Raw genomic sequence first — 25,214 nt, 5'->3', positions numbered from 1 at the left:
TGCTCTGCGATCCCGGGGGCCGTACACCTGAGGTCACCTGGCGTTTCCCGCCCGGTTCCCATTTCGTATACAACGCTTCCGAAAGCACAAAAGGACCCGGGGGCAACGCTGCCCGAGTCCTCTGTCCAGCAGAATAGCCCACATGAGCAGCGGTCCGGCAGGTCATGTGGCACGTTCCACCGTCCGTCCGAATTCCGAGACGGGCACGTGCGCACCATTGCGGACGTTTCTGCCCACCGCCGACGGGATTTCCGTCGATTCCGTATACGAACCGGGTGCGGTCGTATACGACACCTCCCGTCCATGCACCGATCACCCGGTGTTCGTCGTGGCCCACGGGTTCACCGGCGACGTGGACCGCCCGCACGTGCGGCGCGTGGCGTCCGCCCTCGCCTGCCACGGCGCCGTCGTGACCTTCTCCTTCCGGGGGCACGGCCGCTCCGGCGGACGCTCGACGGTCGGCGACCGCGAGGTGCTCGACCTGGCCGCCGCCGTGGAGTGGGCGCGCTCGCTCGGCCACACGCGCGTGGTGACCGTCGGCTTCTCGATGGGCGGCTCGGTGGTCCTGCGGCACGCGGCGCTCCACCCCGGGACGGTGGACGCCGTGGTCTCGGTGAGCGCCCCCGCGCGCTGGTACTACCGGGGCACCGCCCCCATGCGCCGGCTGCACTGGATGGTCACCCGCCCCGCGGGCCGCCTGGTCGGCCGCTACGGCTTCCGCACCCGTATCCACCACCGGGACTGGGACCCCGTCCCGCTGTCCCCGGTCGAGGCGGTGCCGAGGATCGCGCCCGCCCCGCTGCTGATCGTGCACGGCGACCGGGACGGCTACTTCCCCCTGGACCACCCCCGGATGCTCGCCGGGGCCGCCCCGGGCCACGCGGAACTGTGGGTGGAGCCGGGCATGGGCCACGCCGAGCACGCGGCCGGGGACGGCCTGCTGGCCCGCATAGGGGACTGGGCGGTCGCGCGGGCGGGCTAGCCTGACCGTGTACACAGCCGATCCGATCGAGGAACCAGATGCCCAAGGTGACGGTGCGCTACTGGGCGGCCGCCAAGGCCGCGGCCGGGGTCGCCGAGGAGCCGCACGACGCGGCCACGCTCGCCGAGGCGCTCGACGCCGCGCGTACGCGACACCCCGGTGAACTCGCGCGTGTCCTGCAACGATGCTCGTTCCTCGTCGACGGTGACCCCGTGGGCACCCGCGAACATGAGACGGTACGGCTGGCCGACGGCGGCACGGTCGAGGTGCTCCCGCCGTTCGCAGGAGGGTGAGATGACCGACCAGCCGTACGACCACCAGGGCCACCAGGGCCCCGAGGGGTACGACCCGTACGCCCAGCAGCACCCCCGGCCGACCCGGCAGCCCCGCCAGGAGTGGCCGGGACAGCAGCAGGGACAGCGCGGGCAGGCGTACGAGGACCCGCAGGCCCACCTCCAGCACACGCAGCAGTGGCAGGGGCAGACCTGGGAGACCAGCGTCCAGCCGCCGGTCGCCCCCGCGGACCCGGCCGCGACCGCCTATCTGCCTCCGCAGACGGGCGAGACCCCGAACCACGGCGCTCCCCAGCAGGCGTACGGCGCTCCCCAGCAGGCCTACGGCGACCCGCAGCAGGCCTACGGCCATCAGCAAGCCGGCCACGGCTCCCAGCAGTCCGGTCACGGTTCCCGGCAGGACGCCTACGGCTCCCAGCAAGCCGGCCACGGCTCTCAGCAGGCCGCTTACGGCTCCCAGCAGGCAGCCCTCGGCCACGAGCCGGCCGCCTACGACCTCCGGCACTCCGCGTATGGCGGCCCGTCCGGGCACGGCGGCCCGTCCGGGCACGGCGGCCCGTCCGGGCACGGCGGCCCGTCCGGGCACGGCGGCCCGTCCGGGCACGGCGGCCCGTCCGGGCACGGCGGCCCGTCCGGCTACGGCGCCACGTCCGGCTACGGCGCCACGTCCGGCTACGGCGACGCCCCCGCCCACGGCGGCCCCGGCGTGAGCGCGGCCCCCCTGCCGCCGGAGAACCCCGCACAGGCGGGCCACTGGCAGAGCCCTGCGCAGGACCACGCCCAGGCGGCGAACCGGCAGGCCCCGACGCCCCGGACCGCTCACCGGCCTACCGCCTCCGCTCCGTCCGCACCCTCCGCCCACGCCCCCGCGGGGACCCCCGCGCACACCCCCGACCAGGACACCGGGAGCACCGGCATGAGCTACGGCCCCGCCACCCTCGCCGGCAACGCCCGCGTCACCGACGCCCAGCGGGCCCGGCTCGAAGGGCGTTCGCCGATCATCGAGCCCGGGATGCAGCCCGCCGCGCTCACCGCCGTCCTCGGCCTCCTCCTCTCGGGTGCGGCGGCCGTCGGGTCGTACGCCCTGCTCGTGCCGCTCGTCGTGCTCCAGGCCGTCACGGCGGCGGGCTGGTTCCGGCTGAACGGCATGTGGCCGGCCCGCCAGGGCATCGCCCTCGCCTTCCTCGGCGCGCTGGTCTCGGACGCCGCGCTCCTCGTGGCGGGCCGGGAGAACGCGCCCGCCGCGATCTTCGGCACCCTGGGCGTCTGGGTCCTGCTCTGCCTGGTGCTCCAGCTGCGCTCGCACGCCGACCCGGACGAGCGGATGTACGGCCTGATGGCGACCGTCGCGTCCTCCGCGCTGGCGGTCCTCGCCACCGGGCACCTCGGCGCCGAACCGGACGCGGTGACGGTCGGCGCGGCCGCGGTCGCGGTCGCCGTGCTGGCCCGGGCGCTGCCGCTGCCCACCCCGGCCTCCGTCGTGGTGGCCCTGCTCGCCGCGGCGGGCGCGGGCATCGCGGTCGGCGGGATGACCGGCATGGGCGCCAAGGGCGCGCTGCTCGGCGCGGGCGCCGCGGTCTGCGCGCTCGTCGGCCACCGGGTCGCGAGCTACGACTACCCGTCGCGGTTCGTCCACTTCACGGCGGGCGTGGCCCTGCCGCTGGCCGCGGCCGCGCCGGCCGTCTACGTGCTCGGACGGGCGCTGGCGTAGCGGTAAGGGGCAAAATCCGGTGATGGTCTGTCACAGGTGATCGACAAAACGAGGGGTGACCCCGCCGCGCGGGGTTACCTTGAACCGTTGTCAATGAACCGTTCAGGCCATCCGGGTGGGGGAACTACCGCATGCGTGCGCTTCGAATACTGCTGGTCGTCGTCGTGGTCCTGGGCGGCCTGTTCGTGCTCGCGGACCGCCTCGCCGTGAACTTCGCGGAGGGTGAGGTCGCCGACAAGCTGAAGTCCCACGAGGGCCTCGCCACCACTCCGGACGTGTCCATCAAGGGCTTCCCGTTCCTGACCCAGGTCGCCGGCGGCTCGCTGGACGACGTCGAGGTCGGCATCAAGGACTACGAGGCGGCGACCGGCACCGACGGCCGCTCGATCCGCATCGACGACCTCCAGGCGGACATGAAGGGCGTCGAGTTCTCCGGCGACTACAGCTCCGCCACCGCCTCCAGCGCCTCCGGCACCGCGTCCATCACCTACGCGGAGCTGCTGAAGACGGCCAAGTCCGAGCCGACGCAGGTGATGCGGGGCGTCACCGCCAACGTGGTCGGTCTCTCCGACGGCGGCAACGGCAAGGTCAAGGTCGCCGTCGAGGCCACCGTGCTCGGCACCAAGCTGCCGCAGCCCGTCTACGTCCTGAGCACGGTCACCGTCCAGGGCGACACGGTCCGGGTGCACGCCGACTCGCTGCCCAGCTTCGGCGGGGTGCGGGCCGCCGAGAGCGAGGTGCGCTCGATCACCGACTTCGAGCAGAAGATCGACGACCTGCCCGGCGGGATCAAGCTGGACCAGGTGCAGGCGGGGAAGAACGGTGTGGAGATCTCGGTGAAGGGTTCGAACGTCAAGCTGGCCGGGTAAGGCTGAGCACTGGGCCGACCGGAACCGTCCGGAACCGGCCAGACCTGACGAGGACCGGCCGGAATCGGCCGGTTCCGGCGGGCGGCCGTCCCGTGGTGGACGGCGAGCGTCCGACAGGCGAGACGACACCGTCCGCACCACAGGGGTGACGACGGACACAAGCGCCCGGAAGCCGTGCGGGAACGGCCCGGGCGCCTTCCATGTCTCGGCATCCGGACGATCGCATCTCACCATTCGGCACACTGGTGACACGCCCGCCCGTCCGTCCCTACGATCGTCGGCATGATGCAGCGACAGGCGGATCTCACGAAGCGGCGGGCAGTAGACCTGTGCCGCGTCGCCGCCATGCTCTGTCGCACCTTCTGAGCGGAAGCGCCGCCGGCCTTCCGCACCTCCCGGCGCCCTCGTCCGAGGGCATCCGTGCGCCGGCCGCCGGCGAGACCCGGCCGCGCACCTCTCTTTCTTGCACACCCCCGCCGCAACTGCCCCGGAGGAGAACGAGCATGAGCCGCAGTGACGTCCTGGTCGACGCCGACTGGGTCGAGGCCAACCTCGACAACGCCGACATCGCCATCGTCGAGGTCGACGAGGACACGTCCGCGTACGAGAAGAACCACATCCGCAACGCCATCCGGATCGACTGGACCAAGGACCTCCAGGACCCGGTACGCCGTGATTTCGTCGACCAGGAGGGCTTCGAGAAGCTCCTGTCGGCCAAGGGCATCGCCAACGACACCCTGGTGATCCTCTACGGCGGCAACAACAACTGGTTCGCGTCCTACGCGTACTGGTACTTCAAGCTCTACGGCCACGACAACGTCAAGCTTCTCGACGGTGGCCGCAAGAAGTGGGAGCTGGACGCCCGCGAGCTGGTCGAAGAGGTGCCCGAGCGCCCCGAGACCTCCTACCAGGCCAAGCCGCAGGACAAGTCCATCCGTGCCTTCCGTGACGACGTGGTGGCGGCCATCGGTTCGCAGAACCTGGTCGACGTGCGCTCGCCCGACGAGTTCAGCGGCAAGCTGCTCGCCCCCGCGCACCTGCCGCAGGAGCAGTCGCAGCGTCCGGGCCACGTCCCGTCCGCCCGCAACATCCCGTGGTCGAAGAACGCCAACGACGACGGCACCTTCAAGTCGGACGACGAGCTCAAGGAGCTCTACGCCGACGAGCAGGTCGACCTCGCCAAGGACACCATCGCGTACTGCCGCATCGGCGAGCGCTCGGCCCTGACCTGGTTCGTCCTGCACGAGCTGCTGGGCGTGGAGAACGTCAAGAACTACGACGGCTCCTGGACCGAGTACGGCTCCCTCGTCGGCGTCCCGATCGAGCTCGGCGCCAACAAGTAATCCCACCACCCGACCGACCTTCCGGTCAGACCCCTCTGGAGAAGCACATGTGTGGAGCGAAGGCCGGCGGCCCGGACGCCTCGACGATCAAGCCCGGTGAGACCACGATCCAGGGTCAGGTGACCAGGGACGGCGAGCCGGTGACGGGCTACGTCCGCCTCCTGGACTCGACCGGCGAGTTCACCGCGGAGGTCCCGACCTCCGCCACCGGACAGTTCCGCTTCTACGCGGCCGAGGGCACCTGGACCGTCCGCGCCCTCGTTCCCGGCGCCACCGCCGACCGCACGGTCGTCGCCCAGCAGGGCGGCCTCGCGGAGGTCGCGATCGCGGTCTGAGCCAGGGCTCGGCACGCACGACGAGGGGCCGTGCCCCACGGGTCGAGGGACCCGTGGGGCACGGCCCTTCCGCCTGCCCGGCCCCGCTCGCGTCCGCCCGCCCCGCCGGACCTCGCGGCTGCCGGATCCGCCGTGCCGGTTCTACCCTGGACGTATGTACGCCCGCCGCCGGCACGTCTACTTCGCGATGATGGGGACCTGCATCGCGCTGTTCGTCCTGGCCTGGGGAGTCGTGCGGATCTGGTCGATCCCCGTGGCCGTCGGGATGTGCGTGGTCGCCATGGTCATCCCCCCGCTCGCCGCGATGGTCGCCAACCGCCGCGGCCCCGAGGACCGCTGGTGGGACGACCCCTCGGGCGACCCGAAGTCCGACGAGTGGTGGGACGAACTCGACGGCAAGAAACGCCGTCCCCAGGACAGACCCTAGGCCGGGCCCGGCGCCCCGTCCCGGACACGGTCTACGTCTCGGCCGACCCGCGGGTCCCGCCCCCCGGATCCTCCTCCTCCGTGGAGCCGGGGAAGAGCGCGGGGGACGGGCCTGCGGCGCGCGCAGGCGGCTCCCGGAGCGTCCTCGACGTCCGTTCGATGGAGTCGAAGGCGACCGAGACCTCACCGGCCACGCCCTCCAGCCGTGCCGGGAGCCGGTCGCGGACGCGTGCCCACTCCCCGCGGTGGGTTCGCGAGAACACGGTCAGTACGGTGATCGGCGCCTGCGATCCCGTCCTTCGGTACTCGCCCACCAGCAGGTCCCGTCCGGCGGTGGTCTCCCGGAGCAGGCGGAGCAGCACCTGGCGCAGGTCGTCCCCGTACGCGTCGCCGTCGACGGGCCCGGAACGTCCGGCCCGCGCGTTCTGCCGGGCGATGTCCTCTTCGAGTTCCCGCAGTTCGACCAGCCTTCTGGCGGCGAACTCGAGGTGGAACGCGCCGCGCTCGGTGTCCCCGTCGGCCATGTCGAGACGCCAGTCCTCGGCCCGCAGCTTCACGCCGTACAGCGCGTCACCCGGCAGCGCGTCCGTGCTGGAGGCCGCGAGCCCGCCGAAGGCGCCGAACCCGACCGCCATGACCAGGCCCAGCGCGGCGAGCGTACGGCCGAACCGCGACCGGCGCCGGAGGGACGCGGCCGGGCCGGGCCGCCCGCCCCCGCCCGGGCCGCGGACACGGCCTCGTGCGGACCGCCGCCGTGCGCACTGTTCCGGCAGGACGGGCACGGCGGGATCCGCGAGGGAACCCTCATGGAGCATCTGCTCCATGGCGGCCACCAGCTGTGCCCGTTGGACGACCTTGACCTCGGGATCCAGCGCGGGAGACGGCAGTGATCCGAGACCGCTCGCCAGAGCGACGAGCCGGGACTGCTCGGTGTCGTCGCCGGCCCGCTCCGGGTGCGGTGCGTCTGCTCCTTCCCCGTGCGGATCCCGGCGGGTCTCTTCCAGGGCCCGGGCGAAGGCGGTCACACGGCGGTGCACCATGACACCGACCGCGCCTTCGCCGGGGGAGTCCGCGGCCACCCGACCGTGCGACCGGGCGGCCGGCGTGAGGGCTCCCGTCGTGCTGGACGTCGCCGTGGCGGCGCCGGTGGCGGTGACGGCAGGCGCGGGACGGACCTGCGCCGCGGCCCTGATCCTGGCGAGCATGGCCGTCTTGGCCTCTGCGGTGAGCAGCGGAAGGTGGGAGGCGAGATGGTCCTCGGCCACCGCGATCTGCGCGGCGACCGACGGATCCAGGTGGATCCCGGACCTCGCGTCGGGTGTCTCCTCGGTCATCGCTCCTCCTCCCTCGTGGTGAGGAACTCCCGGAGCCGTCGAGCGGCATGGGTGAGTTGGGTGGTCACGGTGCTGCGGCTCTTGCCGAGTTCCTCGGCGACCTGGTCCGGTGGCTTGTGCAGGAACCAGTGCATGACGGCGACTTCGCGCACGGCCGACGGAAGCTCCTGGAAGGCGGCGATGACGTCGTCATGGATGATCTTTCCTTCGAGGGGGTCGGCCGTGGTCTCGCGCGGCCTGGCGGCGCGCAACCGCTCGTGCAGACGGACCTCCCTCACCCGCTCGCGGTGGTGTCCGTTGACGCCGTGCAGGAGGACCTTGAACAGATAGGCGGCCGGGTTCTCGATCGTGTCCCATCGGGTGAGGACCTGGACGAACGCCTCCTCGACGATCGCTTCGACGTCGGCGCCCGGTGCGCGGACGTGGACGAACTTCACGGCCTGTTCGTAGGAGGTGTCGAACAGCTGGGTGAACGCGGCATGGGACCCGTCCGGGGTTCTGCCGTCGCGGTTCCGCTCGGTCACCGGCCCCCGCCCGCTTCACCCGCGGTGCCTGCGTCACGCACGGCGGAGGGGCGGGGCGTCCCGCGCAAGGGGGTGGCGGAACCGGTACCGCACCGGCGGCGGCGCGGCGGCCGGGGCGCGGGGATCCTGCGCGGGGAGCGGGCGGGCCCGCAGCCGTCGGTCCAGGCCCGCGGCAGGTGGAGTTCCCAGATCAGGACCGAGCCCGCGCGCGAGCGGTGCTCTTCGCGGACGGTACCGCCGGTGCGGGCGAGTTCTCTCAGAACGGCGCAGTGGAGCCGCTGACGAGAACGGTCGCGGACCCACAGGCAGATCGCCCGCGTGTGAGCCAGCAGACCGACCACCAGGATCGCGCTCGGGGCGAGATGGTGCACGATGGTTCGTCCTTCGATGCGTGGGGAGGAGGTAACCCTGACGCAGAGAAGAGGCGAACGGGGTGCCGTCTGACGACCCGGCGGTAATCGGAAGAATGGGCGACGCGTCACCCGGTGCACCCGCCCCGCCGGCCTCAGTACACGAGTGCCTGGGTGTCGTCGGCCAGGGCCTCCTGGACGAACACCTGGGCTCCGGCGATGCGGACGCCCTCGATGACGTCCTTCTCGGTGATGTCCCGGCGGGCCGCGCACTGGGTGCACAGGGTGAGCCGTCCGCCGGCCAGGATCGACTCGAGCAGACCGGGCAGCGGAGCGGCGTGCGGCAGCTCGAACTCGGCGGCCCGGCCCGGCAGCGCGAACCACGCGGACTCACCGGTCAGCCACAGGGACACCTCGACCCCGCTGGCCACGGCGACGGCCGCCACCGTGAACGCCTGAGAGCACCGCTCGGGCGCGTCGGCCCCCGCTGTCACCTTGATCACGAGCTTCTTCGCCATACCTGAATCGTAATCAACTCCGCCACAACTGCCGGTGTTGATCATGGGTCTCCTGTGAAGCGCGAGACGGAACCACGCGCTTCGAGCTTCAGAGGGGGATGTAGTGGAAGGTCCGGAAAGGGCCGAAGAGGGAGTGGGTGCGACAGGGTCCGCCGAGTCCGCCGAGTCCGGCGGGCCCGCGGAGGAAGAGGCGGTCGCGCCGGCGGCCGTGGCGGCGGACACCGGGGACGACGTGCCCCGGGCGCGGCCCCGCAGGCGCGGACGGACGGCCGCGATGCTCGCCGCGGCCGCGGTGCTCGGGGTCGTCGCCGGTGCCTGCACCGGGTATCTGGTCCAGGCCGGACGCGCACCGACCGCGCTGCCGCCGCTCTCCCAGCCGGTCGTCGCGCAGGCGCAGGGCGAGGCCGAGCCGCTGTCGGCGGCGCAGGACCGGCGGGTCAGGACGGACGGAGATCTGCGCAAGCTGCTGATCCCGCGTCCCAAGGGGACCGAGGACAACCCGTCGGCGGTGGACGACGAGGGCTGGGCGGACCTCGCGGCCTACGCCGAGCGGTACAAGGGGCCGGCGAGCACGTTCGACAGCCTCATAGACGACGAGTTCCGCCGGGCGGCCGTGACCTCGTGGCGGGTGGGCGACGCGTACACGGTCGACATCGCCCTCGTGCAGTTCCGCCAGGAGAGCAAGCCTGCGGCGTCCGAGTGGGCCGAGAACGGCGACTACTGGGCGGACAAGGAGGGCGACACCCGCCGCTGGCCCCTTCCCGGCACCGGCGAGGGCACCGGGACGGTGTACGTGCACGACGCGCCCGAGCGGAAGGCGGGCTACCTCCCGCTGTACTCGGCCGAGGCGCACGCCTGGCGCGGTGACATCTACATGGAGATCCATGTCTACGGCAGCGAGCCGATCGCCAAGGCGAAGATCATGGACCTGGCGGAGCGGCAGGTGGGCAAGCTGTGAGCGGGCAGATCGTGAGCGAGAACCCCGGGGAGCGTGACACCCCCGAGCCCGTCGCCGGCGGGAAGTCGGGCCGTGGGGCCGGGCGGGCCGGACGGGGCGGGCGGATCGCCGCCGTGGCCGGGACCGTGCTGCTGGCCTGCGCCCTGCTCGGCGGGGTCGGCTGGACCGCCGTGACCGTCCAGGACGCCGACCGGGAACCCGGCAGGCCGACCTGGAAGTTCCCCCCGGCCGCCCCGGACGGCAAGAACAAGAAGGAGACACCGGACGGCGCGTCCGAGGCGGGGCTGAGCGCCCTGCTGGTGCCGTTCGGCACCGACGGGTACGACCGCGGCCCCGACCTCCGGGAGTTCGGGGCGGACGCCGAGTTCAGCGGAGCGCAGGCCACCGCCCTGCGCAAGGAGTCCATCAAGGACCTGCCCGGCTCGTCGCGCCGCAAGCTGGAGAAGCTGATCGACAAGGAGCGCATCAAGGGCATGGCGATGCGCAGCTATGTCGTCGAGCGGCCCGAGTACAACGTCACCGACGCGATCTCGTTCAGGGTCACGCTGTCGCGCCTGGAGAGCAGCGCGGCCGTGCGCCGGTCGGCGACGTCGTTCAACGCCTTCCTCGCCGCCATGGACGTCCTGCGCAAGGGTCCCGCGATCGAGGGCCACCCGGACGCCCGGTGCTTCCTGACGCCCAAGGGCAAGGACGAGGCGCTGGGCGGCGCGCTCTGCACCGCGTACGTGGGAGACGTGCTGGTCAGCGTCACCGCGGCCGCCCCCGACCCGGTCGACGGGAAGTTCGTCGCGAAGTTCTTCACCACCCAACTCGACCGCATCGACGACCCGGGACAGGCCGTATGACCACCGACCGACCGCACGAGCCCGCCACCGAAGGCCCGGCGCCCGGTACGGCCCCCGGTCCAGCCTCCGCACAGAACGGCCCGCAGGATCCGGTCGCGCCTGTCGTCGCGGCCGCGCCGAAGGATCGCCGGGTGCTCCGGGCCGTCGCGCGGTGGACCGCCGTCGTCACGGTGTTCGCCGCGCTCGGGGCCGGGACGGCGTACGGCATCACGAGCATGGAGCGCACGGACCTGCCCGGTCTCGCCACCGGGTCGGACGGGCGCTGGGCGTACCCGGAGATCACCCGGCCGCCGCTGCCGTCCGGCAGCCCCGGCCCGTTCGACACCGGGAACTGGGCGATGGCCCACTACGCCGACCTGCGCGAACTGGTGCTGCCCGCGCCCGAGGGGGCCGTGGACGACAAGGCGCTGCGCGGCACCGACGGCTGGCTGCCGATGAAGGACTTCCTGGCCGTCTTCGCGGCGAAGGAGGACCGTGACGAGGTCGGCCGGCTGCTCGTCGACAACGGGCTGCGGCACACGGCGGCCCGCGGCTGGACCACCGGGGACGGCACCAGGACCCGGGTGTACCTGCTCCAGTTCGACACGGGGACGGTGGCCGACCGCGTCTACGGCAAGCTGACCTCCTACGGCGGCCCCCTGTACGCCGTCGCCGGCGCCACCGACGTCCGGTTCGACGACGGGTACCCCACGGCCGCCGACCCCGGGGACCTCATCCGGTACTCGTACGACGAGGTGAAGCCGTACGGGGCGGAGCACCTGCGGCAGACGTACCTGCGCGCGGGCGACGTCGTCGCCGTGGTCCTCCAGTCCCGCAAGGGCACCGCCGCGGCCGTCCCGTTCCAGCAGACCGTCACCCTCCAGAGCCAGCTGCTGGACTGAACCCGTCGGGGAGCACCTCGCAGGGAGGGCCGGCCCCCGGCCGCGTAAGCTGGGGGCCGGCCCTGTTGTACGTACCCCGAAGCACGCTCATCCGAGGAGCACCCCGTGGAGATCTTCTTCGAAGCCCTGCTGGTCCTGGTCTGCGTCGGCGTCCTCGCCTTCGCCGGTCTGACCGTGAAGAAGCTGTACCAGGGCCAGCGCTGACCGACCACGTCCAGGAACTGTCACTCATGATCGAGATTCCGTCCGACCTCCACAAGGACCTCGTCCCCCTCGCCTTCCTGCTGGGCACCTGGGCGGGCGCGGGCGTGCACGACTTCCCCGGATCGGAGAAGTGCAACTTCGGCCAGGAGGTCACCTTCGGCCACGACGGCCGCGACTTCCTCGAGTACCACTCCCGCACCTGGGTCCTGGACGGCGACGGCAACAAGGTACGGCCCCTGGAGTCGGAGTCCGGCTTCTGGCGCATCGACGCCGACCGCAAGGTCGAGGTGACCATGGTCCGCGACGACGGCGTGGTCGAGATCTGGTACGGCGAGCTCGCCGACAAGAAGCCGCAGATCGACCTGGTCACCGACGCGGTGGCCCGCACGGCGGCCTCCGGCCCCTACACCGGCGGCAAGCGGCTCTACGGCTACGTCAAGAGCGACCTGATGTGGGTCGGCGAGAAGCAGACCCCCGAGGTCGAGCTGCGCCCCTACATGTCGGCGCACCTGAAGAAGGTCGTCACCCCGGAGGAGGTCGAGCGGTGGGCCAAGGCCCTCCCCGACGACATGCCGGACGACGGGATCGCCTTCTTCAAGTAGTCCTAGACTCTTGGGTGTGGTGAGCACTGAAAGCACTGACTGGAAGAGCGACCTGCGGCAGCGCGGCTACCGGCTGACGCCGCAGCGCCAGCTTGTCCTCGAGGCCGTGGACACCCTGGAGCACGCGACCCCCGACGACATCCTCGTGGAAGTGAGGAAGACGGCGTCGGGGGTCAACATTTCCACCGTGTACCGGACCCTGGAGCTCCTGGAGGAGCTCGAGCTGGTCAGCCACGCGCACCTGGGGCACGGGGCGCCGACGTACCACCTGGCGGACCGGCACCACCACATCCACCTCGTCTGCCGGGACTGCGGCAACGTCATCGAGGCCGATGTGCAGGTGGCCGCCGAGTTCCGGGACAAGCTGAGCGAGACCTTCGGTTTCGACACGGACATGAAGCACTTCGCGATCTTCGGCCGCTGCAAGGACTGCACGCTCAAGGGTTCACATACCAAGTCGTAGGCTTGGGCCCATGAAGAGCCCCCTGCTGTCCCTGCCCGGCGCCGTCCCCGCCGAGGGTGTGGACGAAGGCGTCGCCGGTCACTACGGCGACCTGTTCCGCGAGCAGCGCGCCCTCGCCGACGGCGCCGGCTTCGTCGACCTCTCGCACCGCGGAGTGGTCGCCGTCTCCGGTGAGGACCGGCTGAGCTGGCTGCACCTTCTCCTGACCCAGCACGTCACCGACCTTCCCGTCGGCGAGGCCACCGAGGCGCTGATCCTGTCGGCGAACGGCCACATCGAGCACGCGCTCTACCTGGTGGACGACGGCCTCACCGTCTGGATGCACGTCGAACCCGGCACCCGGGAGGCGCTGCTCGCCTACCTGGAGTCGATGAAGTTCTTCTACCGGGTCGAGGTCGCGGACCGCACCGCCGACCTCGCGGTCGTGTACCTCCCCGCGGGCTCCATCACCCCCGTCCCGCCGGGTGTCGTCGTCCGGGAGACCGCGTACGGCCGGGAACTGTTCCTCCCGCGCGTCGATCTGGAGGCGTTCGCCGAGCAGGCGGGTCCGCCGGCCGGGATCCTCGCCCACGAGGCTCTGCGCGTCGAGCAGCACCGCCCGCGTCTCGGCTTCGAGACCGACCACCGCACCATCCCGCACGAGCTCGGCTGGATCGGCACCGCCGTGCACCTTCAGAAGGGCTGCTACCGGGGACAGGAGACGGTGGCCCGGGTGCAGAACCTCGGCAAGCCGCCCCGCCGTCTCGTCTTCCTCCACCTCGACGGCAGCGAGGTGCACCTCCCGGCCGCGGGCACGGAGCTGCGCGTCGCCGACGAGGACCCCGACGGTCGCAAGATCGGTTTCGTCACCACGTCCGTACGCCACCATGAACTCGGGCCGGTGGCCCTGGCGCTGGTGAAGCGGAACGTGCCGGTGGACGCGCCGCTGCTGGCCGGCACGACGGCAGCCGCTCAGGAAACGGTCGTGGAACCTTAGACCCCGGACCCCGGAACCCGGACCCCGGACCCCGGAACCCGGACCCCGGAACCCGGATCCTAGACCTCGATCAGGACGGTGAACGGGCCGTCGTTCGTCAGCGCGACGCGCATCTGCGCGCCGAACCGGCCCGTCGCCACCGTCGCGCCCAGCGCGCGCAGCCGTGCGACGACCTCGTCGACGAGCGGCTCGGCCACCGCGCCGGGCGCGGCCGCGTTCCAGGTGGGGCGGCGGCCCTTGCGGGCGTCCCCGTACAGCGTGAACTGGCTGATCACCAGCAGCGGGGCGCCGATGTCGCTGCACGACCTCTCGTCGTGCAGCATGCGCAGGGACCAGAGCTTGCGGGCGAGCTGTGCCGCCTTCTCCTCGGTGTCCTCGTGGGTGACCCCGACCAGGACGCACAGGCCCTCGCCGTCGATCTCCCCGACCGTCTCGCCGTCCACGACGACGCTCGCGCCGTCCACCCTCTGCACCACCGCTCGCATGCGGACCATGATGCCGGGTGCCGGGCACGGACCCGCGAGGGGCCCAATTCTGATCCTCGAGCCCCTATCTGGGGCCGTTCGGGGGGACTCGGTAACCGGGCGGGCACGCGGAGTGGCACGATGCTTCCCACACGCCGGTCGAGGGGACGGTAGAGGGACATGAGCACACCGAGTACCGGGCGGCCCACGACACACCGGCCGCCGGCACAGCGCCACGACAGCCCCGTGCTGCCCGCGGAACCACCCGAGCACGACCTGACCCGGCTGGGACTGCCCGAGCTGCGCACCCTGCGCCGGGACGCCCAGCGCGACGAGGCCGACCTCAGCTACGTACGGCGGCTGCTCCAGGGCCGTATCGACATCCTGCGCGCGGAACTGGCCCGGCGCTCGCCGTCGGGCGCGGCCTCCGTGGTGGAGCGGCTGTCGGAGATCCTCACCGACGCCCCGGCCCGCCACCGTTCATCGGCCCGGCACGTCACGCTGGGCACCCCGCACAGCGAGGAGTACCGGATCCTGGCCGCGGACATGCTCGCCGACGTCGAACTCTCCGACCTCGACGCCCGCACCGACCCCGAGCTGCACGAGGCGATGGCCCGTCTCGTCGGCTACGAACAGCAGGTGTCGAGCCGGCGCCAGCGCCTCCAGCGGACGGCCGACGACTCCGGCGCGGAGATCACCCGCAGGTACCGGGAGGGCGAGGCACAGGTCGAGGACCTGCTGGTCTGACACCGGCGGGGGCGGCGGCGGGAAAAATCTTCGCGTCGGGCGCCCGCCCCTGCCTACGGTGATCCCATGAACCGCCGAGCCACCCCGCAGCCCCTCGACGTCCGCCCGGTCACCGACGCGGAGCTCGCCGACTGGACCCGTGCCGTGAACACGGGTTTCCTGCGGCCGCCCACCGTCCCCGACCGGATGCTCGCCGACCGCCGAGTCGCGTTCGCCGGCTCACGTGTGTCCGGCGCCTTCGACGGGGGCCGGTGCGTGGCGACGTTCCGCTCGTTCGACCAGGAGCTCACGGCGGTGGGCGGCGCGGCCGTCCCCGCCGACGGCATCTCCAACGTCACCGTCGCGCCCACCCACCGCCGCCGTGGTCTCCTCACCCGTCTGATGGCCGACGACCTGGCGGCGGCGAAGGAGCGCGGGGACGTGGTGGCCACGCTGATAGCGGCCGAGTACCGGATCTACGGCCGGTACGGGTTCGGTCCCGCCACGACGATGACGGAGTGGTCGATCGACGTGCCCCGGGCCGGCCTCGACCCGCGCTGGGCGGGTCCGCTCGACGGGGGCCGCATCGACTTCGCGGACGGCGAGGAGATCCGCCGGCTCGGTCCGCAGCTGCACGAGCGGCTGCGCCGCGAGCGGGCGGGGGTGATCGACCGGAACGAGCACTGGTGGGCGGCGCGCACCGGCCGTTTGTGGCTGTACGGCGACGCCTGGGTCGAGCCGTTCTTCGTGGTCTACCGTTCGGCGGACGGTGTGGTCGAGGGCATGGCGTCCTACCGGACGGACGAGAAGTGGAGCGACGCCAAGCAGCCGCTCAACACGGCGGCGGTGAACTGGCTGACGGCGGTGACCCCCGCCGCGGAGCGCGCGCTGTGGCACTACCTGTGTTCCATCGACTGGATCGCCACGGTGAGGACGGGGTGGCGCGCGCCGGACGACCTGCTGCCGCTCCATCTGCCGGACCCGCGTGCGGCGAGCATCACCACGCAGGCGGACTGGCTGTGGGTGCGCGTCCTGGACGTCGTCAGGGCCCTGGAGGCGCGCACGTACGCCGCGTCGGGCGTCTCGGTCCTCGAGGTCGTCGACCGGGCGGGCCTGGCCGGAGGCCGCTTCCTGCTGGACGCGACCCCCGACGGCGCGTCCTGCGCGCCGACCACCCGGGACGCCGACCTCACCCTGGACGTGGCCGACCTGGCCACGCTGTGGCTGGGCGACGAGACCGTGGGGCGGCTGGTGTCGCTGGGCCGGGTCCGGGAAGAACGAGCGGGCGCCGCCCGGGAGGCCGACGCCCTGCTGCGTACGTCCGGGCGCCCCTGGTGCCCGGACATGTTCTGACGGCTCCTTCCTGCTGCCTCGGGCGCCTGCGGACCGGCGTGCCTGAGGGCCGGTCCGCCCGGTCACCGGTGCCGGTGTGGTGCGGGTATCCGTAGCTGTTCGGTTGTGGCTGTGCGATCGGTCTGAAGTTGTGGCTGTGCGGGTGATGTTCAGTTGTGGCTGTGCGTCGGTGCCGACTGCTCGGGCTCCCGGCTCCCCTCCGGAAGGAAGCCCGACCGGCCAACCGTCTGAAAGTTTGACCATGTTGTTGAAGTTGGCTGCCAACTTCACTGTACTTATGTCCGTTTGGAAGCGTCCTATAACCATCTCTCTTTGAACTGCCCAAAGATGGCGGGAAGTTGTACTGTGCGGACGTGGAGCCGGAACATGCCTCCGTCAATGGGCGGAGGAGGGCGGAGCGGCCGCAGCGCTCGCACCGCGAGGTGGCCGACGAGCTGCGCACCCGGATCAGGACCGGGGTGCTGCGGCCCGGGCAGCGCATGCCGACGCAGGCCAAGCTGGCGGACGAGTTCGGTGTCGAGCGCGGTGCCGTGCGCCAGGCGCTGCGCATCCTCCAGTCGGAGCGGCTGCTCACCGACGTCTCCAAGGGGAGCCCGGCGACGGTCGCCCCGCGGCCCGGCGGGGCAGGTTTCGCGGCCGGCTCCGCCGTCGCCCCGCAGCCCGCGATGGTGGGGCTGCCGCCGAGGATGACGGAGGCCTTCGCGGCCGAACACGTCGAGGTCGACGCCCTGTGCCTGACCGCGGTCTCGCTCACCGCCGCGATCGGCGAGCCCCTGCGTCAGATCCATGCGGGGCAGCTGAAACCGGCCAAGATCGACGTCCGTGTCCTGTTGCCGTCCCGCAACATCGACCTGGCGTTCCCGGCGCCGGTGGACGTCGCGGAGACCGGGCGGCTCCAGCGGCGCTGGCTGTCCCACCGCAACGCCCAGGGCCAGGTCCTGCGGCACAACCTGCTCACGCTGCGCTCCACGCACGGCATCGACGTGCACGTGACGTTCCGGGCGCTGCCCTTCACCCCGCCCGTCAAGCTGTACCTGCTCAACGGGACGGAAGCGCTGTTCGCCTACTACACGGTCAAAAGACGCGAGCAGACGGTCGACCAGCGCCCCCTGGAGATGTACGACGCCGAGGGCACGCGGTCGGTGCTGTTCGCCTTCGAACAGGGCGCCGGCCCGCGTGACACGACGTTCGTGGAACAGTCCCACCTGTGGTTCGACGCGCTGTGGGACACGATCAGTTCGGATCTGGTGCTCACGAGCTGACGGCGGGGCCGGTCGCGAGGAGGGCGAGGATCACGGCGCCGGCGGAGCTGACGAGCGGGCTCTTGGCCTTGATGCCGACACTGAGCAGGAGCAGGCCGAGGGCGCCGGCGGTGCCGTACTTCCACTGGATGGTCTGCTCGACGCCGACGACGAAGGCGGCGCAGAGGAGGACGAGGACGGGCATGGTGGTTCCCCCCTTCGGAGACGGGAGCGGAAGGCAAACCTTTTGCCAACTCGCTCAAGTTGGTTGCCAACTATGACTATGTTGTCCCCACTTGGTGGCAACTGCTAAACAACTTCCAAACAACTCCCGCCAGATGGATGTAAGTTGTAGCGTTTGGTCGTGACCCAGGAGAACGTGGCAGTGAACGGCAGCAGCAGGTTCACACCCCGCGACATCGCCGATGCCCTGCGCGAACGCATCCGCGCCGGGGAACTCAGGGCCGGCGACCGGCTGCCGACCCAGGCCGAGCTCGCCGACGAGTTCGGCGTGGAGCGCGGCGCCGTACGCCAGGCCCTGCGGGCACTCCAGGACGACGGGCTGCTCACCAACGTGAGCAAGGGCAGCCCCCCGCGCATCGCGGAGCCTCCGGCGCCGGACCACGGTGAGCCCCAGCCCACGATGGTGGGCCTCGCCCCGCGCCTGACCGCGGCCTTCGCCGCCCCCCATGTGCGCATCGACGCGGCCTGCCTCACCGCGGAGAGCCTCATCCCGGCCCTGGGGGAGCCGCTGCGGCTGATCCACGGAGGGCAGTTGAAGCCCGCCAGGATCGACGTCCGCATCCTGCTGCCCTCCCGGGACATCAGTCTCGCCTTCCCCGTCCCGGTCGAGGCGCGCGGCGCCGACGACGAGGACCCCGTCCACCAGCGCTGGCTGGCGATGCGCAACGCCCAGGGCCAGGTGCTGAGTTACAACCTGCGCGCACTGCGCTCGCACGGCGTGGACGTCGACATCACCTTCCGCGCGCTGCCCTTCACGCCGCCGGTGAAGCTGTACCTCCTCAACGGCCAGGAGGCGCTGATGGCGTACTACATGGTCACCCGCCGGGAGGAGGCCACCGACAACGGAACCCTCGACATGTACGACGTTCTCGGCACCGAGTCCCTCCTCTTCTCCTTCGACAAGGCCGCCGGTCAGCGCGACGCCGCGTTCGTGGAGGAATCCCAGAAGTGGTTCGACGCCCTCTGGGAAACCATCACGACGGACCTGACACTCTCCTAGTGACTCCTGATACGACGCAGACTGAACAGGTGGCAGCCGACACCGGGAACGGGACGACCGACGACACGGGGAACACGACGGGGAGCGGCGGGGGGAGCGCGAGCGCCGATCTGCGGGAGATGATCACCCGCGCGAGGGTGGTCCTGTGGGATTTCGACGGGCCGATCTGCCGGCTCTTCGCCGGTCACTCGGCGGAAGGGGTGGCCGACGGTCTCGTGGAGTGGCTCGAAGGGCGGGGTCTGCACGGCCTGCTGACGGAGTCCGAGCGGGAGTCGCTGGACCCGCACGTCGTGCTGCGCGCGGTGGACCGCCGGCATCCGGGCAGTGACCTGGTCACGGAGCTGGAAGAGCGGCTCACCCAGGAGGAACTGAAGGCCACGGCCACGGCGATGCCCACGGCGTGGGCGGACCCGCTGATCCGCACGCTCGTCGCGCTGGGGCTGCGGCTGGCCATCACCACGAACAACTCGCCGCAGGTGGCGACCGCCTATCTGGCGGGCCGCGGCCTCACCTCCTGCTTCGCGCCGCACGTCTACGGCCGCACCCAGGAGCTGAGCCACCTCAAGCCCGACCCGCACTGCCTGAACCGGGCGCTGCGCGCCATGGGTTCGGCGCCCGGCACCGCGCTGATGATCGGCGACACCCCCTCCGACTTCCTGGCCGCTCGCGAGGCCGGCGTGCCCTTCCTGGGCTACGCGCGTAACGAGCGCAAGGAGAAGACGCTCAGGGGCGCGGGCGCCACGGCGGTGGTGAACTCGCTGGAGACGGTGCTGACCGCGGTCAGACCGGCCTGAGCAGCAGGAGCACGAGCACGACGGCCGCCCCGACGGCGAGCACGTCGTGCCGGGCCCGCACGCCCACGGCCACGGTGAACATCAGCATCACGCCCACCGCCCCCAGTCTGGCCCGGACGGTCAGCCCCGCGAAGAACGCGAGGAGTTCCCAGAGCGCCGATAACAGGAGCACGACCTTCCACCTCCTTGCCATTCTCGGTGAACCCTGCAAGTACCGGTCCAATTGGACTGGTTGTCGTGAACTGGATTTCCCCTGGCCGGTTGATCCTTAATCGGTCTGCGCCGTCCGGGACTTGTACGGCAATCGGAGGCAGACTTGTCCGGTACTTGTCTGAGATTGGTTTGCCATGGGACGGGCGGCGGTACGGTCGCCCTGTGGAGACGCACACGAATGCCGACAGCGGCGGCCGGGAGTTCCACCGGGTCGCCGACGATCTGCGCGCCCGGATGACGAACGGGACGTATCCGCTGCGCTCGTTCCTGCCGTCCCAGCGCGACCTGGCCGAGGAGTTCGGGGTCTCCCGGGACACCGTCTCGCGCGTGATGCGGGAACTCGCCAACGAGGGCTGGATCGAGTCCCGTCAGGGCAGCGGGTCCCGGGTGGTCAAGACGCAGCGCATACAGTCCTCCACGCCCAAGGCCACCCGGCAGCTCCAGGGAGCCACCCTGGGGCCCCTGCTCAGCGAGGCGTTCGAGCAGCCGGAGGTCACCCTGGACGTCTACACGCTGACGTCGGAGTCGCTGGACGCGCACATCCGGTTGCAGGCGGAGCGGATCCACCAGCGCTCCATCGCCCCCCAGCACATCGGGCTGCGGATGATCCTGCCGTCCGAGGAACTGGTCCTGCCCTACCCGCGGGTCAAGGACGACAAGGACGACGACCGGCTGCGCAACCGCCTGCACGACATCACCGGCCGGCACACGGAGTCGCTGCGCGGTGTGCTGAGGGACCTGCGGACCGAGAAACTCGTGCCGTCCGTCGACATCCAGATCCGGCACGCCCCGCTGACCCCCACCCTCAAGCTCTACCTCTTCAACGGGGTCGAGGCGCTGCACGGCCCGTACGAGGTGATCCAGCGGCAGATCGACGTGGGCTCGGACGGCGAGATCGAGGAGATCACCGCCCTCGACGTCCTGGGTCTCGGCGCCACCCTCAGCCATCAGGTGAAGGACGCCGACCCCAACTCGCCGGGCACGGTCTTCGTCGACACCTGGCAGTCGTGGTTCGACTCGGTCTGGAACTTCCTCGCCGAATAGCGGGGTCCGGGTGCGCTAGCATTCCTCAATCGCGCGAGCAATTGCTCCCGTCCATCCGTATGAGTAGGCGAACAAGCCGGTCCTCTACGGCCCGACGTGGGTGAGTGGCAAAACCACCGAACGGCTCAGCCGGTCATCACTCCGGTCGTGCGGCGCGTTTACCGTTTGCCCTACCCTGCCCAGCGCGAATACCGGAGCGGCCAGTGGTCGACCACCTTGTTCCCCCTCGTCACCTCGGGGAACGAGCCGCCGAGGACGTTCCCGCGGTGCTGCGCGCCTTCGTCAGGGCAGCCGAATCGACCCAGGAATCCAGCGGCCATCACAATCGCAATTATGTGCTGCCGCTGACGGAGGCCGTCGCGCCCGTGGTGGGCCGCGCCCCGGGCACCTCGGTCATCGTGCGCATCAGACGGTCCGAGGCCCTGCCCGTGGTGATCAGGACCTGGCAGGAAGAAGCGGCGATCCTGGACGCCGTGCGCAGCGCCCTGCCGCACGCGCCCGCCTGCCTGATCAAGACGCCGGACTACTCCATCCACAGCCATGTGGAAGGCGTACCGCTCTCCACGATCTGCGGAAACGGTAAACCTGTCGACACCCTGCTGATGAAGGCGCTGGCCGGGCTGCTGGCCCAGATGACCCGGGTGCGCCGGCAGGCACTGCCGCCGCTGCCCGCAGGCTGGCCCGCGAACCACGGCGACAGCCGGGCCTTCCTGAAGACCCTGGCCCTGTGCGCCGACGAACAGATCCGCAAGCCCAACTGGCAGGAGTTCGGTGGTCTGTTCAAGGCGCTGGGTATCGCCGACGACGCCCTGCTCCGGCTCGCCGAACGGGTGCCCGCGATGACCCGGCGGCCGTACAGCCTGCTCCACGCCGACCTGCACCGGGACAACCTGATCGTGTCCTACGACGGCGACCCGCCGCTCGTCTGCGTCGACTGGGAACTGGCCACCTACGGCGACCCGCTGCACGACCTCGCCACCCACCTGGTGCGGATGCGCTACCCGGACCACCAGTGGGACGAGGTGATCGACGCGTGGGCGAAGGCCATGGAGGAGTGCCGGCCCGGCGCGGTCAAGGGGCTCGCCAAGGACCTGCGCCACTACATCGCCTTCGAGCGGGCGCAGTCCGTCTACCCGGACGTCATGCGGGCCGCGCGGTCGTTGCAGCAGTCGTCCATGCGCAAGAGCATGGACGAGGCCACCGCGGAGGTGCGCAGGGCCCTGGAGACCGCGGCGGAACCCCTGCGGCTCGGCGACGTCCCGCGGAACGCCGAGATCGAGCGGGCGCTCTTCCGCTGGCTGGGGTCCCGCCAGGACGGAGGCGCCAGCGGGCAGCACTGGGAGAAGACGGCCTCCGCCTGGCAGCCGGACCGGCGCCTGCCCGAGAACCCGCGCTTCCCCGAGTCGGCGGTGCGCGAGGCGCTGCTGGCCGAGGGAGCCGCTCCGGCGGGCCGGGTGTTCAAGGGGACCGCCCACCTCAACTCCGTGGTCTGCGTCGAGGGACTGGCCACTCCCGTGGTCGTGCGCCGCAGGCTGCCCAACGTCTCCCGGCTCGAACCGAGTCACCTCAGCGAGCACACCGTCCTGCGGGCGATCCAGGACTCGGGTGTCCCGGTGGCGGCGCCGAGGGTGCTGGCCCTGGGCGAGAGCTACCCGGACGACGCCTTCAGCATCCACACCTACGTCGGTACGCGCATCGACCAGCCGCCCAGCCACCCGGTGCACGGTCTGCTCCCGCACGAGGCGGACGCGCTGGTCGACCAGCTGTGCGCGCTGACCCGGGTGGATCCGGCGTCCGTCGATCCGGCTTCGGTCGACACGGTCGTCGGCGTCGGCGACTTCTGCGAGTGGCTCAAGGAACAGCTGATCGGACTCGTCCGGGACCTGCCGAAGGAGTCCCTGCAACTGGCCCGCACCCTGGGGCTGCCCGACGAATGGCGGCTGCGGGAGATCCTGTCCGGGTACCGGGTGAGCGTGCGGACCCCGGCCCTGCTGCACGGCGACCTCAACCCGTGGAACCTGGTGCGCCGCAACGACGGGCTGGCGCTGACCATCATCGACTGGGAGATGGCCCTGGTCGGCGACCCGCTCTACGACCTGGTCCGGCACATGCACCTGACGCCCACCCGGCCGGAGATCCGCACCCGGATGTTCCGGCGGTGGGAGGCGAAGCTGCCGAAGAAATACACGAGGGACCGGCACAAGGACTGGACCGTCTACCGCCGGATCGAGACCATCCGCTCCGCGTACATCGACCTCGTCCGTCTGACGACCAGGACCAGTCTGGACGCCCCCAACGTGCGCCGGGCCGTGGACTCCTACGCCGAGACGCTGGCCACGGCCACCGCCTCCCTCGGCCTCCCGACCCCCAGAACCACCAACCCCTACCTCGAAAGAGCCCTGACCCGCGGACGAACCTGACCCCGCCGAGGGCGAGGTTTCCGCAGGCCCGGCACCGGCGAGAGCGTGGCTCCGGGGCCGACGCCGAGGCGGGTGCGGGCCCGGCTTCCGCAGGTCCGGCGCCGGTGGAGGTGCAGTTTCCGCAGTTCCGGCGCCGGTGGGGGCGCTGGTCCGGGGGTGCGGGCGCCGACGTAGGGCGGGCTCCGGCGGGTCCGGTGCCGCCGAGGGCCCGGTTCCGGCGGGTCCGCCGCCGGCGTGGGGTCGGTTCCCGGGAGCGGGAGCGGGGGCGGGTCATGGGGAGAGCAGCACCTTGCCGACCAGTTGCCGGCCCTCGATCGCCGCGTGTGCCGCCGCGGCCTCGGTCAGGGGGAACCGGGCGCCGATCACCGGCCTCAGCCGTCCCGCGGCCGCCTCGGCCAGCACCAGCGCGGTCAGTCGCCGCGCCTCGGCGGGCGCGAACTGCACGTCGGCGATCCCGAACAGCGTGACACCCCGGCGTGCCGCCTCCGCCGGGTCCACCTCGGCGAAGCCGCCCGTGGGCGCCCCGTGCGCGGAGAAGCGTCCGCCGTCGGCGGTCAACGGGAAGGCGGCGAGGCCGAGTTCGCCGCCGACGCCGTCCAGTACGACGTCGGCGCCGGCCTCCTGCCCCCCGGTCGCGGCCTCGCCCGCACCGGCCCCCGACGCCTCCCGCGCCCGTTCCACCCAGCCGCTCTCCGTCACGTCCACGACCGCGTCCGCCCCCAGCTCCCGCACCAGCGCGGCCTTGCGGGCTCCGCGCACCGCGGCCACCACCCGGGCGCCCCGGGCGCGGGCCAGCTGGATCAGCAGGGTGCCCATGCCGCCCGAGGCGCCGAGGACCAGGACGCGGTCGCCCGGACCCACGGCGGTGAGTTCCAGCAGGCCGGCGGCGGTCACCCCGTCGTGGACGAGGGCGGCGGCGGTGCGCAGGCCGAGGCCGTCCGGGACCCGGGTCGCCGCCGTGACGGGGGCCGTCACCAGTTCGGCGTAGCCGCCGTCCACGAAGGACGTCACCCGGCGGCCGAGCCACTCGGCGTCCACCCCGTCGCCGACCGCGGTCACGGTCCCGCAGACGCCGCTGCCGGGGACGTACGGCGGTTCGACGTCGAACCAGGCCCGTGCGCGGCCCGCGCGGATCTGGGTCTCCACATGAAGGGTGTCGGTGTGGGCGACCTCGATCAGGATCTCGCCGGGACCCGGGACCGGGTCCGGCAGCTCCACCGTGGTCAGGACCTCCGGTCCGCCGAACGCCTTCACCTGTGCCGCTCGCATGCCGTACCTCCGCTGTGCCGCCGTTGGATGCGTGTGCATGCAGTCTTCGACCTCGACCGCGGTCGAGGTCAAGCGGTGCCGGGCCCGGGTGCGGCCGGGAGGCGGCCGGGGGCGGACCCGTACGCTCGGTCCATGAGCGAGACGGGGCTGCGCGAGCGCAAGCGGCAGCGGATGTACCAGGCCGTGTCGGACATCGCCGTCCGGCTGTTCCTGGAGCGCGGCTTCGACGCGGTGTCCGTCGCCGAGGTGGCCGCCGCGGCCGAGATCTCCAAGCCGACCCTCTTCCGGTACTTCCCGGCCAAGGAGGACCTGGTCCTGCACCGGATCGCGGACCACGAGCAGGAGGCGGCGCGGGTCGTCGCGGCGGGACGTGCGGAGGGGGTGGCGCCGCTGCCCGCCCTGCGCGCGCACTTCCTGGCCGGCCTCGCCGCCGGGGACCCGGTCACCGGCGTCAACGACCACCCGGCCGTCCGCGCGTTCTACGACCTCCTGTACGGCACCCCGTCCCTGGTGGCCCGGCTGCACGGCTATCTGGAGCGCTCGGAGGCGGCCCTCGCCGACGCCCTCCGCGACGATCTGCCCGGCGCCCTGGAGGCGCGGCTGGCGGCCGGTCAGATCGTCGCCGTCCGGCGGATCCTCGCGGAGGAGAACTGGCGGCGGGTCGCGGCGGGGGAGCCGCTGGAGGAGGTGCGCCGGGACGCGGGCGCGGCGGCGGAGCGGGCCTTCGCGACGCTGGAGGCCGGGCTGCCGGGGCTCGGCTGAGGAGGCGGCCACCCGATCCTCGTTCCCGTACCCGCCCTACTCGATTACTCGCCATACTCGGTAAAAAATGT

At 71.9% G+C, this 25,214-nt stretch carries 30 protein-coding genes; 22 read left to right on the top strand and 8 right to left on the bottom strand.

The genetic code is table 11. From position 1 onward, the window contains the following. Positions 1-142: 142 nt before the first annotated feature. The 8 genes from Saso_RS17400 to Saso_RS17370 all read left to right on the top strand — a co-directional run bounded on the left by Saso_RS17400 (position 143) and on the right by Saso_RS17370 (position 5,960). Positions 143-982 carry an alpha/beta hydrolase gene (locus tag Saso_RS17400; RefSeq protein ID WP_189921309.1) on the top strand — a complete coding sequence of 280 codons (840 nt, stop codon included), beginning with the start codon at positions 143-145 and terminating at the stop codon, positions 980-982. A 38-nt stretch (positions 983-1,020) separates the two neighbouring features. Next, positions 1,021-1,275, top strand: a complete 255-nt coding sequence (locus Saso_RS17395; protein ID WP_189921307.1) for a MoaD/ThiS family protein — start codon at positions 1,021-1,023, stop codon at positions 1,273-1,275. A 1-nt stretch (position 1,276) separates the two neighbouring features. After that, on the top strand, positions 1,277-2,986 hold the full coding sequence (locus Saso_RS38285) for a hypothetical protein (RefSeq protein ID WP_229901230.1): 1,710 nt from the start codon (positions 1,277-1,279) through the stop codon (positions 2,984-2,986). Between the two features lie 131 nt (positions 2,987-3,117). After that, positions 3,118-3,855, top strand: a complete 738-nt coding sequence (locus Saso_RS17385; protein WP_189921305.1) for an LmeA family phospholipid-binding protein — start codon at positions 3,118-3,120, stop codon at positions 3,853-3,855. A 282-nt stretch (positions 3,856-4,137) separates the two neighbouring features. Then, a complete protein-coding gene (locus Saso_RS39070; RefSeq protein WP_351766844.1) occupies positions 4,138-4,221 on the top strand; it encodes a putative leader peptide in 84 nt (27 codons plus the stop codon). A gap of 137 nt (positions 4,222-4,358) precedes the next feature. Continuing rightward, the gene (locus Saso_RS17380; protein ID WP_062645528.1) at positions 4,359-5,198 is read left to right on the top strand and encodes a sulfurtransferase; all 840 of its coding nucleotides are present in this window, start codon (positions 4,359-4,361) and stop codon (positions 5,196-5,198) included. Positions 5,199-5,245: 47 nt separating this feature from the next. Beyond that, the gene (locus tag Saso_RS17375) at positions 5,246-5,533 is read left to right on the top strand and encodes a DUF1416 domain-containing protein (protein WP_010351646.1); all 288 of its coding nucleotides are present in this window, start codon (positions 5,246-5,248) and stop codon (positions 5,531-5,533) included. Positions 5,534-5,687: 154 nt separating this feature from the next. Beyond that, the gene (locus Saso_RS17370) at positions 5,688-5,960 is read left to right on the top strand and encodes a DUF3099 domain-containing protein (protein WP_189921303.1); all 273 of its coding nucleotides are present in this window, start codon (positions 5,688-5,690) and stop codon (positions 5,958-5,960) included. Between the two features lie 31 nt (positions 5,961-5,991). Here the strand turns inward: Saso_RS17370 and Saso_RS17365 are convergent, their stop codons facing one another. From Saso_RS17365 to Saso_RS17350, 4 genes are all read right to left on the bottom strand, one after another. Beyond that, positions 5,992-7,293, bottom strand: coding sequence for a hypothetical protein (locus Saso_RS17365; protein ID WP_189921301.1), 1,302 nt, complete (start codon positions 7,291-7,293; stop codon positions 5,992-5,994). After that, a complete protein-coding gene (locus Saso_RS17360) occupies positions 7,290-7,817 on the bottom strand; it encodes an RNA polymerase sigma factor (RefSeq protein WP_189921299.1) in 528 nt (175 codons plus the stop codon). The genes Saso_RS17365 and Saso_RS17360 overlap by 4 nt, the downstream gene beginning before the upstream one ends. Next, on the bottom strand, positions 7,814-8,188 hold the full coding sequence (locus Saso_RS17355) for a hypothetical protein (RefSeq protein ID WP_189921297.1): 375 nt from the start codon (positions 8,186-8,188) through the stop codon (positions 7,814-7,816). The genes Saso_RS17360 and Saso_RS17355 overlap by 4 nt, the downstream gene beginning before the upstream one ends. 134 nt (positions 8,189-8,322) lie before the next feature. After that, positions 8,323-8,685: a DsrE family protein gene (locus Saso_RS17350; protein WP_189921295.1), complete on the bottom strand. Its 363-nt coding sequence runs from the start codon at positions 8,683-8,685 to the stop codon at positions 8,323-8,325. A gap of 133 nt (positions 8,686-8,818) precedes the next feature. Between Saso_RS17350 and Saso_RS17345 the strand changes: the two genes are divergently transcribed. The 6 genes from Saso_RS17345 to ygfZ all read left to right on the top strand — a co-directional run bounded on the left by Saso_RS17345 (position 8,819) and on the right by ygfZ (position 13,614). Then, the gene (locus Saso_RS17345) at positions 8,819-9,643 is read left to right on the top strand and encodes a hypothetical protein (RefSeq protein ID WP_229901229.1); all 825 of its coding nucleotides are present in this window, start codon (positions 8,819-8,821) and stop codon (positions 9,641-9,643) included. Continuing rightward, positions 9,640-10,488 carry a hypothetical protein gene (locus Saso_RS17340; protein WP_189921293.1) on the top strand — a complete coding sequence of 283 codons (849 nt, stop codon included), beginning with the start codon at positions 9,640-9,642 and terminating at the stop codon, positions 10,486-10,488. The genes Saso_RS17345 and Saso_RS17340 overlap by 4 nt, the downstream gene beginning before the upstream one ends. Then, positions 10,485-11,369 (top strand): hypothetical protein, encoded by an 885-nt coding sequence (locus Saso_RS17335; protein ID WP_189921291.1) that lies wholly within the window; start codon positions 10,485-10,487, stop codon positions 11,367-11,369. Before Saso_RS17340 ends, Saso_RS17335 begins: the two co-directional genes overlap by 4 nt. A gap of 230 nt (positions 11,370-11,599) precedes the next feature. Beyond that, positions 11,600-12,175, top strand: coding sequence for a heme-binding beta-barrel domain-containing protein (locus Saso_RS17330; protein WP_189921289.1), 576 nt, complete (start codon positions 11,600-11,602; stop codon positions 12,173-12,175). A 16-nt stretch (positions 12,176-12,191) separates the two neighbouring features. Next, positions 12,192-12,638 (top strand): Fur family transcriptional regulator, encoded by a 447-nt coding sequence (locus Saso_RS17325; RefSeq protein WP_189921287.1) that lies wholly within the window; start codon positions 12,192-12,194, stop codon positions 12,636-12,638. 10 nt (positions 12,639-12,648) lie between these two features. Next, a complete protein-coding gene (ygfZ, locus tag Saso_RS17320) occupies positions 12,649-13,614 on the top strand; it encodes a CAF17-like 4Fe-4S cluster assembly/insertion protein YgfZ (RefSeq protein ID WP_189921285.1) in 966 nt (321 codons plus the stop codon). A gap of 59 nt (positions 13,615-13,673) precedes the next feature. Here ygfZ and dtd read toward each other — a convergent pair whose 3' ends face one another. After that, the gene (dtd, locus tag Saso_RS17315; RefSeq protein WP_189921283.1) at positions 13,674-14,099 is read right to left on the bottom strand and encodes a D-aminoacyl-tRNA deacylase; all 426 of its coding nucleotides are present in this window, start codon (positions 14,097-14,099) and stop codon (positions 13,674-13,676) included. Positions 14,100-14,258: 159 nt separating this feature from the next. On the opposite strand from dtd, the gene Saso_RS17310 reads away from it, so the two are divergent. The 3 genes from Saso_RS17310 (at position 14,259) to Saso_RS17300 (ending at position 17,419) form a co-directional block, all read left to right on the top strand. Continuing rightward, positions 14,259-14,825, top strand: coding sequence for an RsiG family protein (locus Saso_RS17310; protein WP_189921281.1), 567 nt, complete (start codon positions 14,259-14,261; stop codon positions 14,823-14,825). Positions 14,826-14,891: 66 nt separating this feature from the next. Continuing rightward, positions 14,892-16,157, top strand: a complete 1,266-nt coding sequence (locus tag Saso_RS17305) for a GNAT family N-acetyltransferase (protein WP_189921279.1) — start codon at positions 14,892-14,894, stop codon at positions 16,155-16,157. A gap of 353 nt (positions 16,158-16,510) precedes the next feature. Further along, the gene (locus tag Saso_RS17300) at positions 16,511-17,419 is read left to right on the top strand and encodes a winged helix-turn-helix domain-containing protein (RefSeq protein WP_229901228.1); all 909 of its coding nucleotides are present in this window, start codon (positions 16,511-16,513) and stop codon (positions 17,417-17,419) included. Here Saso_RS17300 and Saso_RS17295 read toward each other — a convergent pair. Beyond that, positions 17,409-17,603 (bottom strand): hypothetical protein, encoded by a 195-nt coding sequence (locus tag Saso_RS17295; protein WP_189921275.1) that lies wholly within the window; start codon positions 17,601-17,603, stop codon positions 17,409-17,411. The genes Saso_RS17300 and Saso_RS17295 overlap by 11 nt on opposite strands. 153 nt (positions 17,604-17,756) lie before the next feature. On the opposite strand from Saso_RS17295, the gene Saso_RS17290 reads away from it, so the two are divergent. Both Saso_RS17290 and Saso_RS17285 read left to right on the top strand, forming a co-directional pair. Continuing rightward, a complete protein-coding gene (locus Saso_RS17290; protein WP_189921273.1) occupies positions 17,757-18,641 on the top strand; it encodes a winged helix-turn-helix domain-containing protein in 885 nt (294 codons plus the stop codon). Next, positions 18,590-19,435 (top strand): HAD family hydrolase, encoded by an 846-nt coding sequence (locus Saso_RS17285; protein WP_189921271.1) that lies wholly within the window; start codon positions 18,590-18,592, stop codon positions 19,433-19,435. The genes Saso_RS17290 and Saso_RS17285 overlap by 52 nt, the downstream gene beginning before the upstream one ends. Here Saso_RS17285 and Saso_RS17280 read toward each other — a convergent pair. After that, complete coding sequence (locus Saso_RS17280) at positions 19,422-19,607, bottom strand: hypothetical protein (protein ID WP_189921269.1); 186 nt, start codon at positions 19,605-19,607, stop codon at positions 19,422-19,424. The genes Saso_RS17285 and Saso_RS17280 overlap by 14 nt on opposite strands. Before the next feature lie 203 nt (positions 19,608-19,810). Here Saso_RS17280 and Saso_RS17275 point away from each other — a divergent pair, with 203 nt between their 5' ends. Together Saso_RS17275 and Saso_RS17270 are read left to right on the top strand one after the other, a co-directional pair. After that, positions 19,811-20,692: a GntR family transcriptional regulator gene (locus Saso_RS17275; protein WP_189921267.1), complete on the top strand. Its 882-nt coding sequence runs from the start codon at positions 19,811-19,813 to the stop codon at positions 20,690-20,692. 203 nt (positions 20,693-20,895) lie between these two features. Continuing rightward, complete coding sequence (locus tag Saso_RS17270; RefSeq protein WP_229901227.1) at positions 20,896-23,112, top strand: aminoglycoside phosphotransferase family protein; 2,217 nt, start codon at positions 20,896-20,898, stop codon at positions 23,110-23,112. Positions 23,113-23,382: 270 nt separating this feature from the next. Here the strand turns inward: Saso_RS17270 and Saso_RS17265 are convergent, their stop codons facing one another. Beyond that, positions 23,383-24,381: a zinc-binding dehydrogenase gene (locus Saso_RS17265; RefSeq protein ID WP_189921265.1), complete on the bottom strand. Its 999-nt coding sequence runs from the start codon at positions 24,379-24,381 to the stop codon at positions 23,383-23,385. A gap of 132 nt (positions 24,382-24,513) precedes the next feature. Here Saso_RS17265 and Saso_RS17260 point away from each other — a divergent pair, with 132 nt between their 5' ends. Next, positions 24,514-25,143: a TetR/AcrR family transcriptional regulator gene (locus Saso_RS17260; protein ID WP_189921263.1), complete on the top strand. Its 630-nt coding sequence runs from the start codon at positions 24,514-24,516 to the stop codon at positions 25,141-25,143. The last annotated feature ends 71 nt before the right edge of the window (positions 25,144-25,214 follow it).

It is taken from the genome of Streptomyces asoensis, from assembly GCF_016860545.1.
Lineage (GTDB): Bacteria > Actinomycetota > Actinomycetes > Streptomycetales > Streptomycetaceae > Streptomyces > Streptomyces asoensis.
The sequence above is the reverse complement of the archived record's forward strand: the minus strand, read 5'-3'. Positions and strand labels throughout refer to the sequence as shown.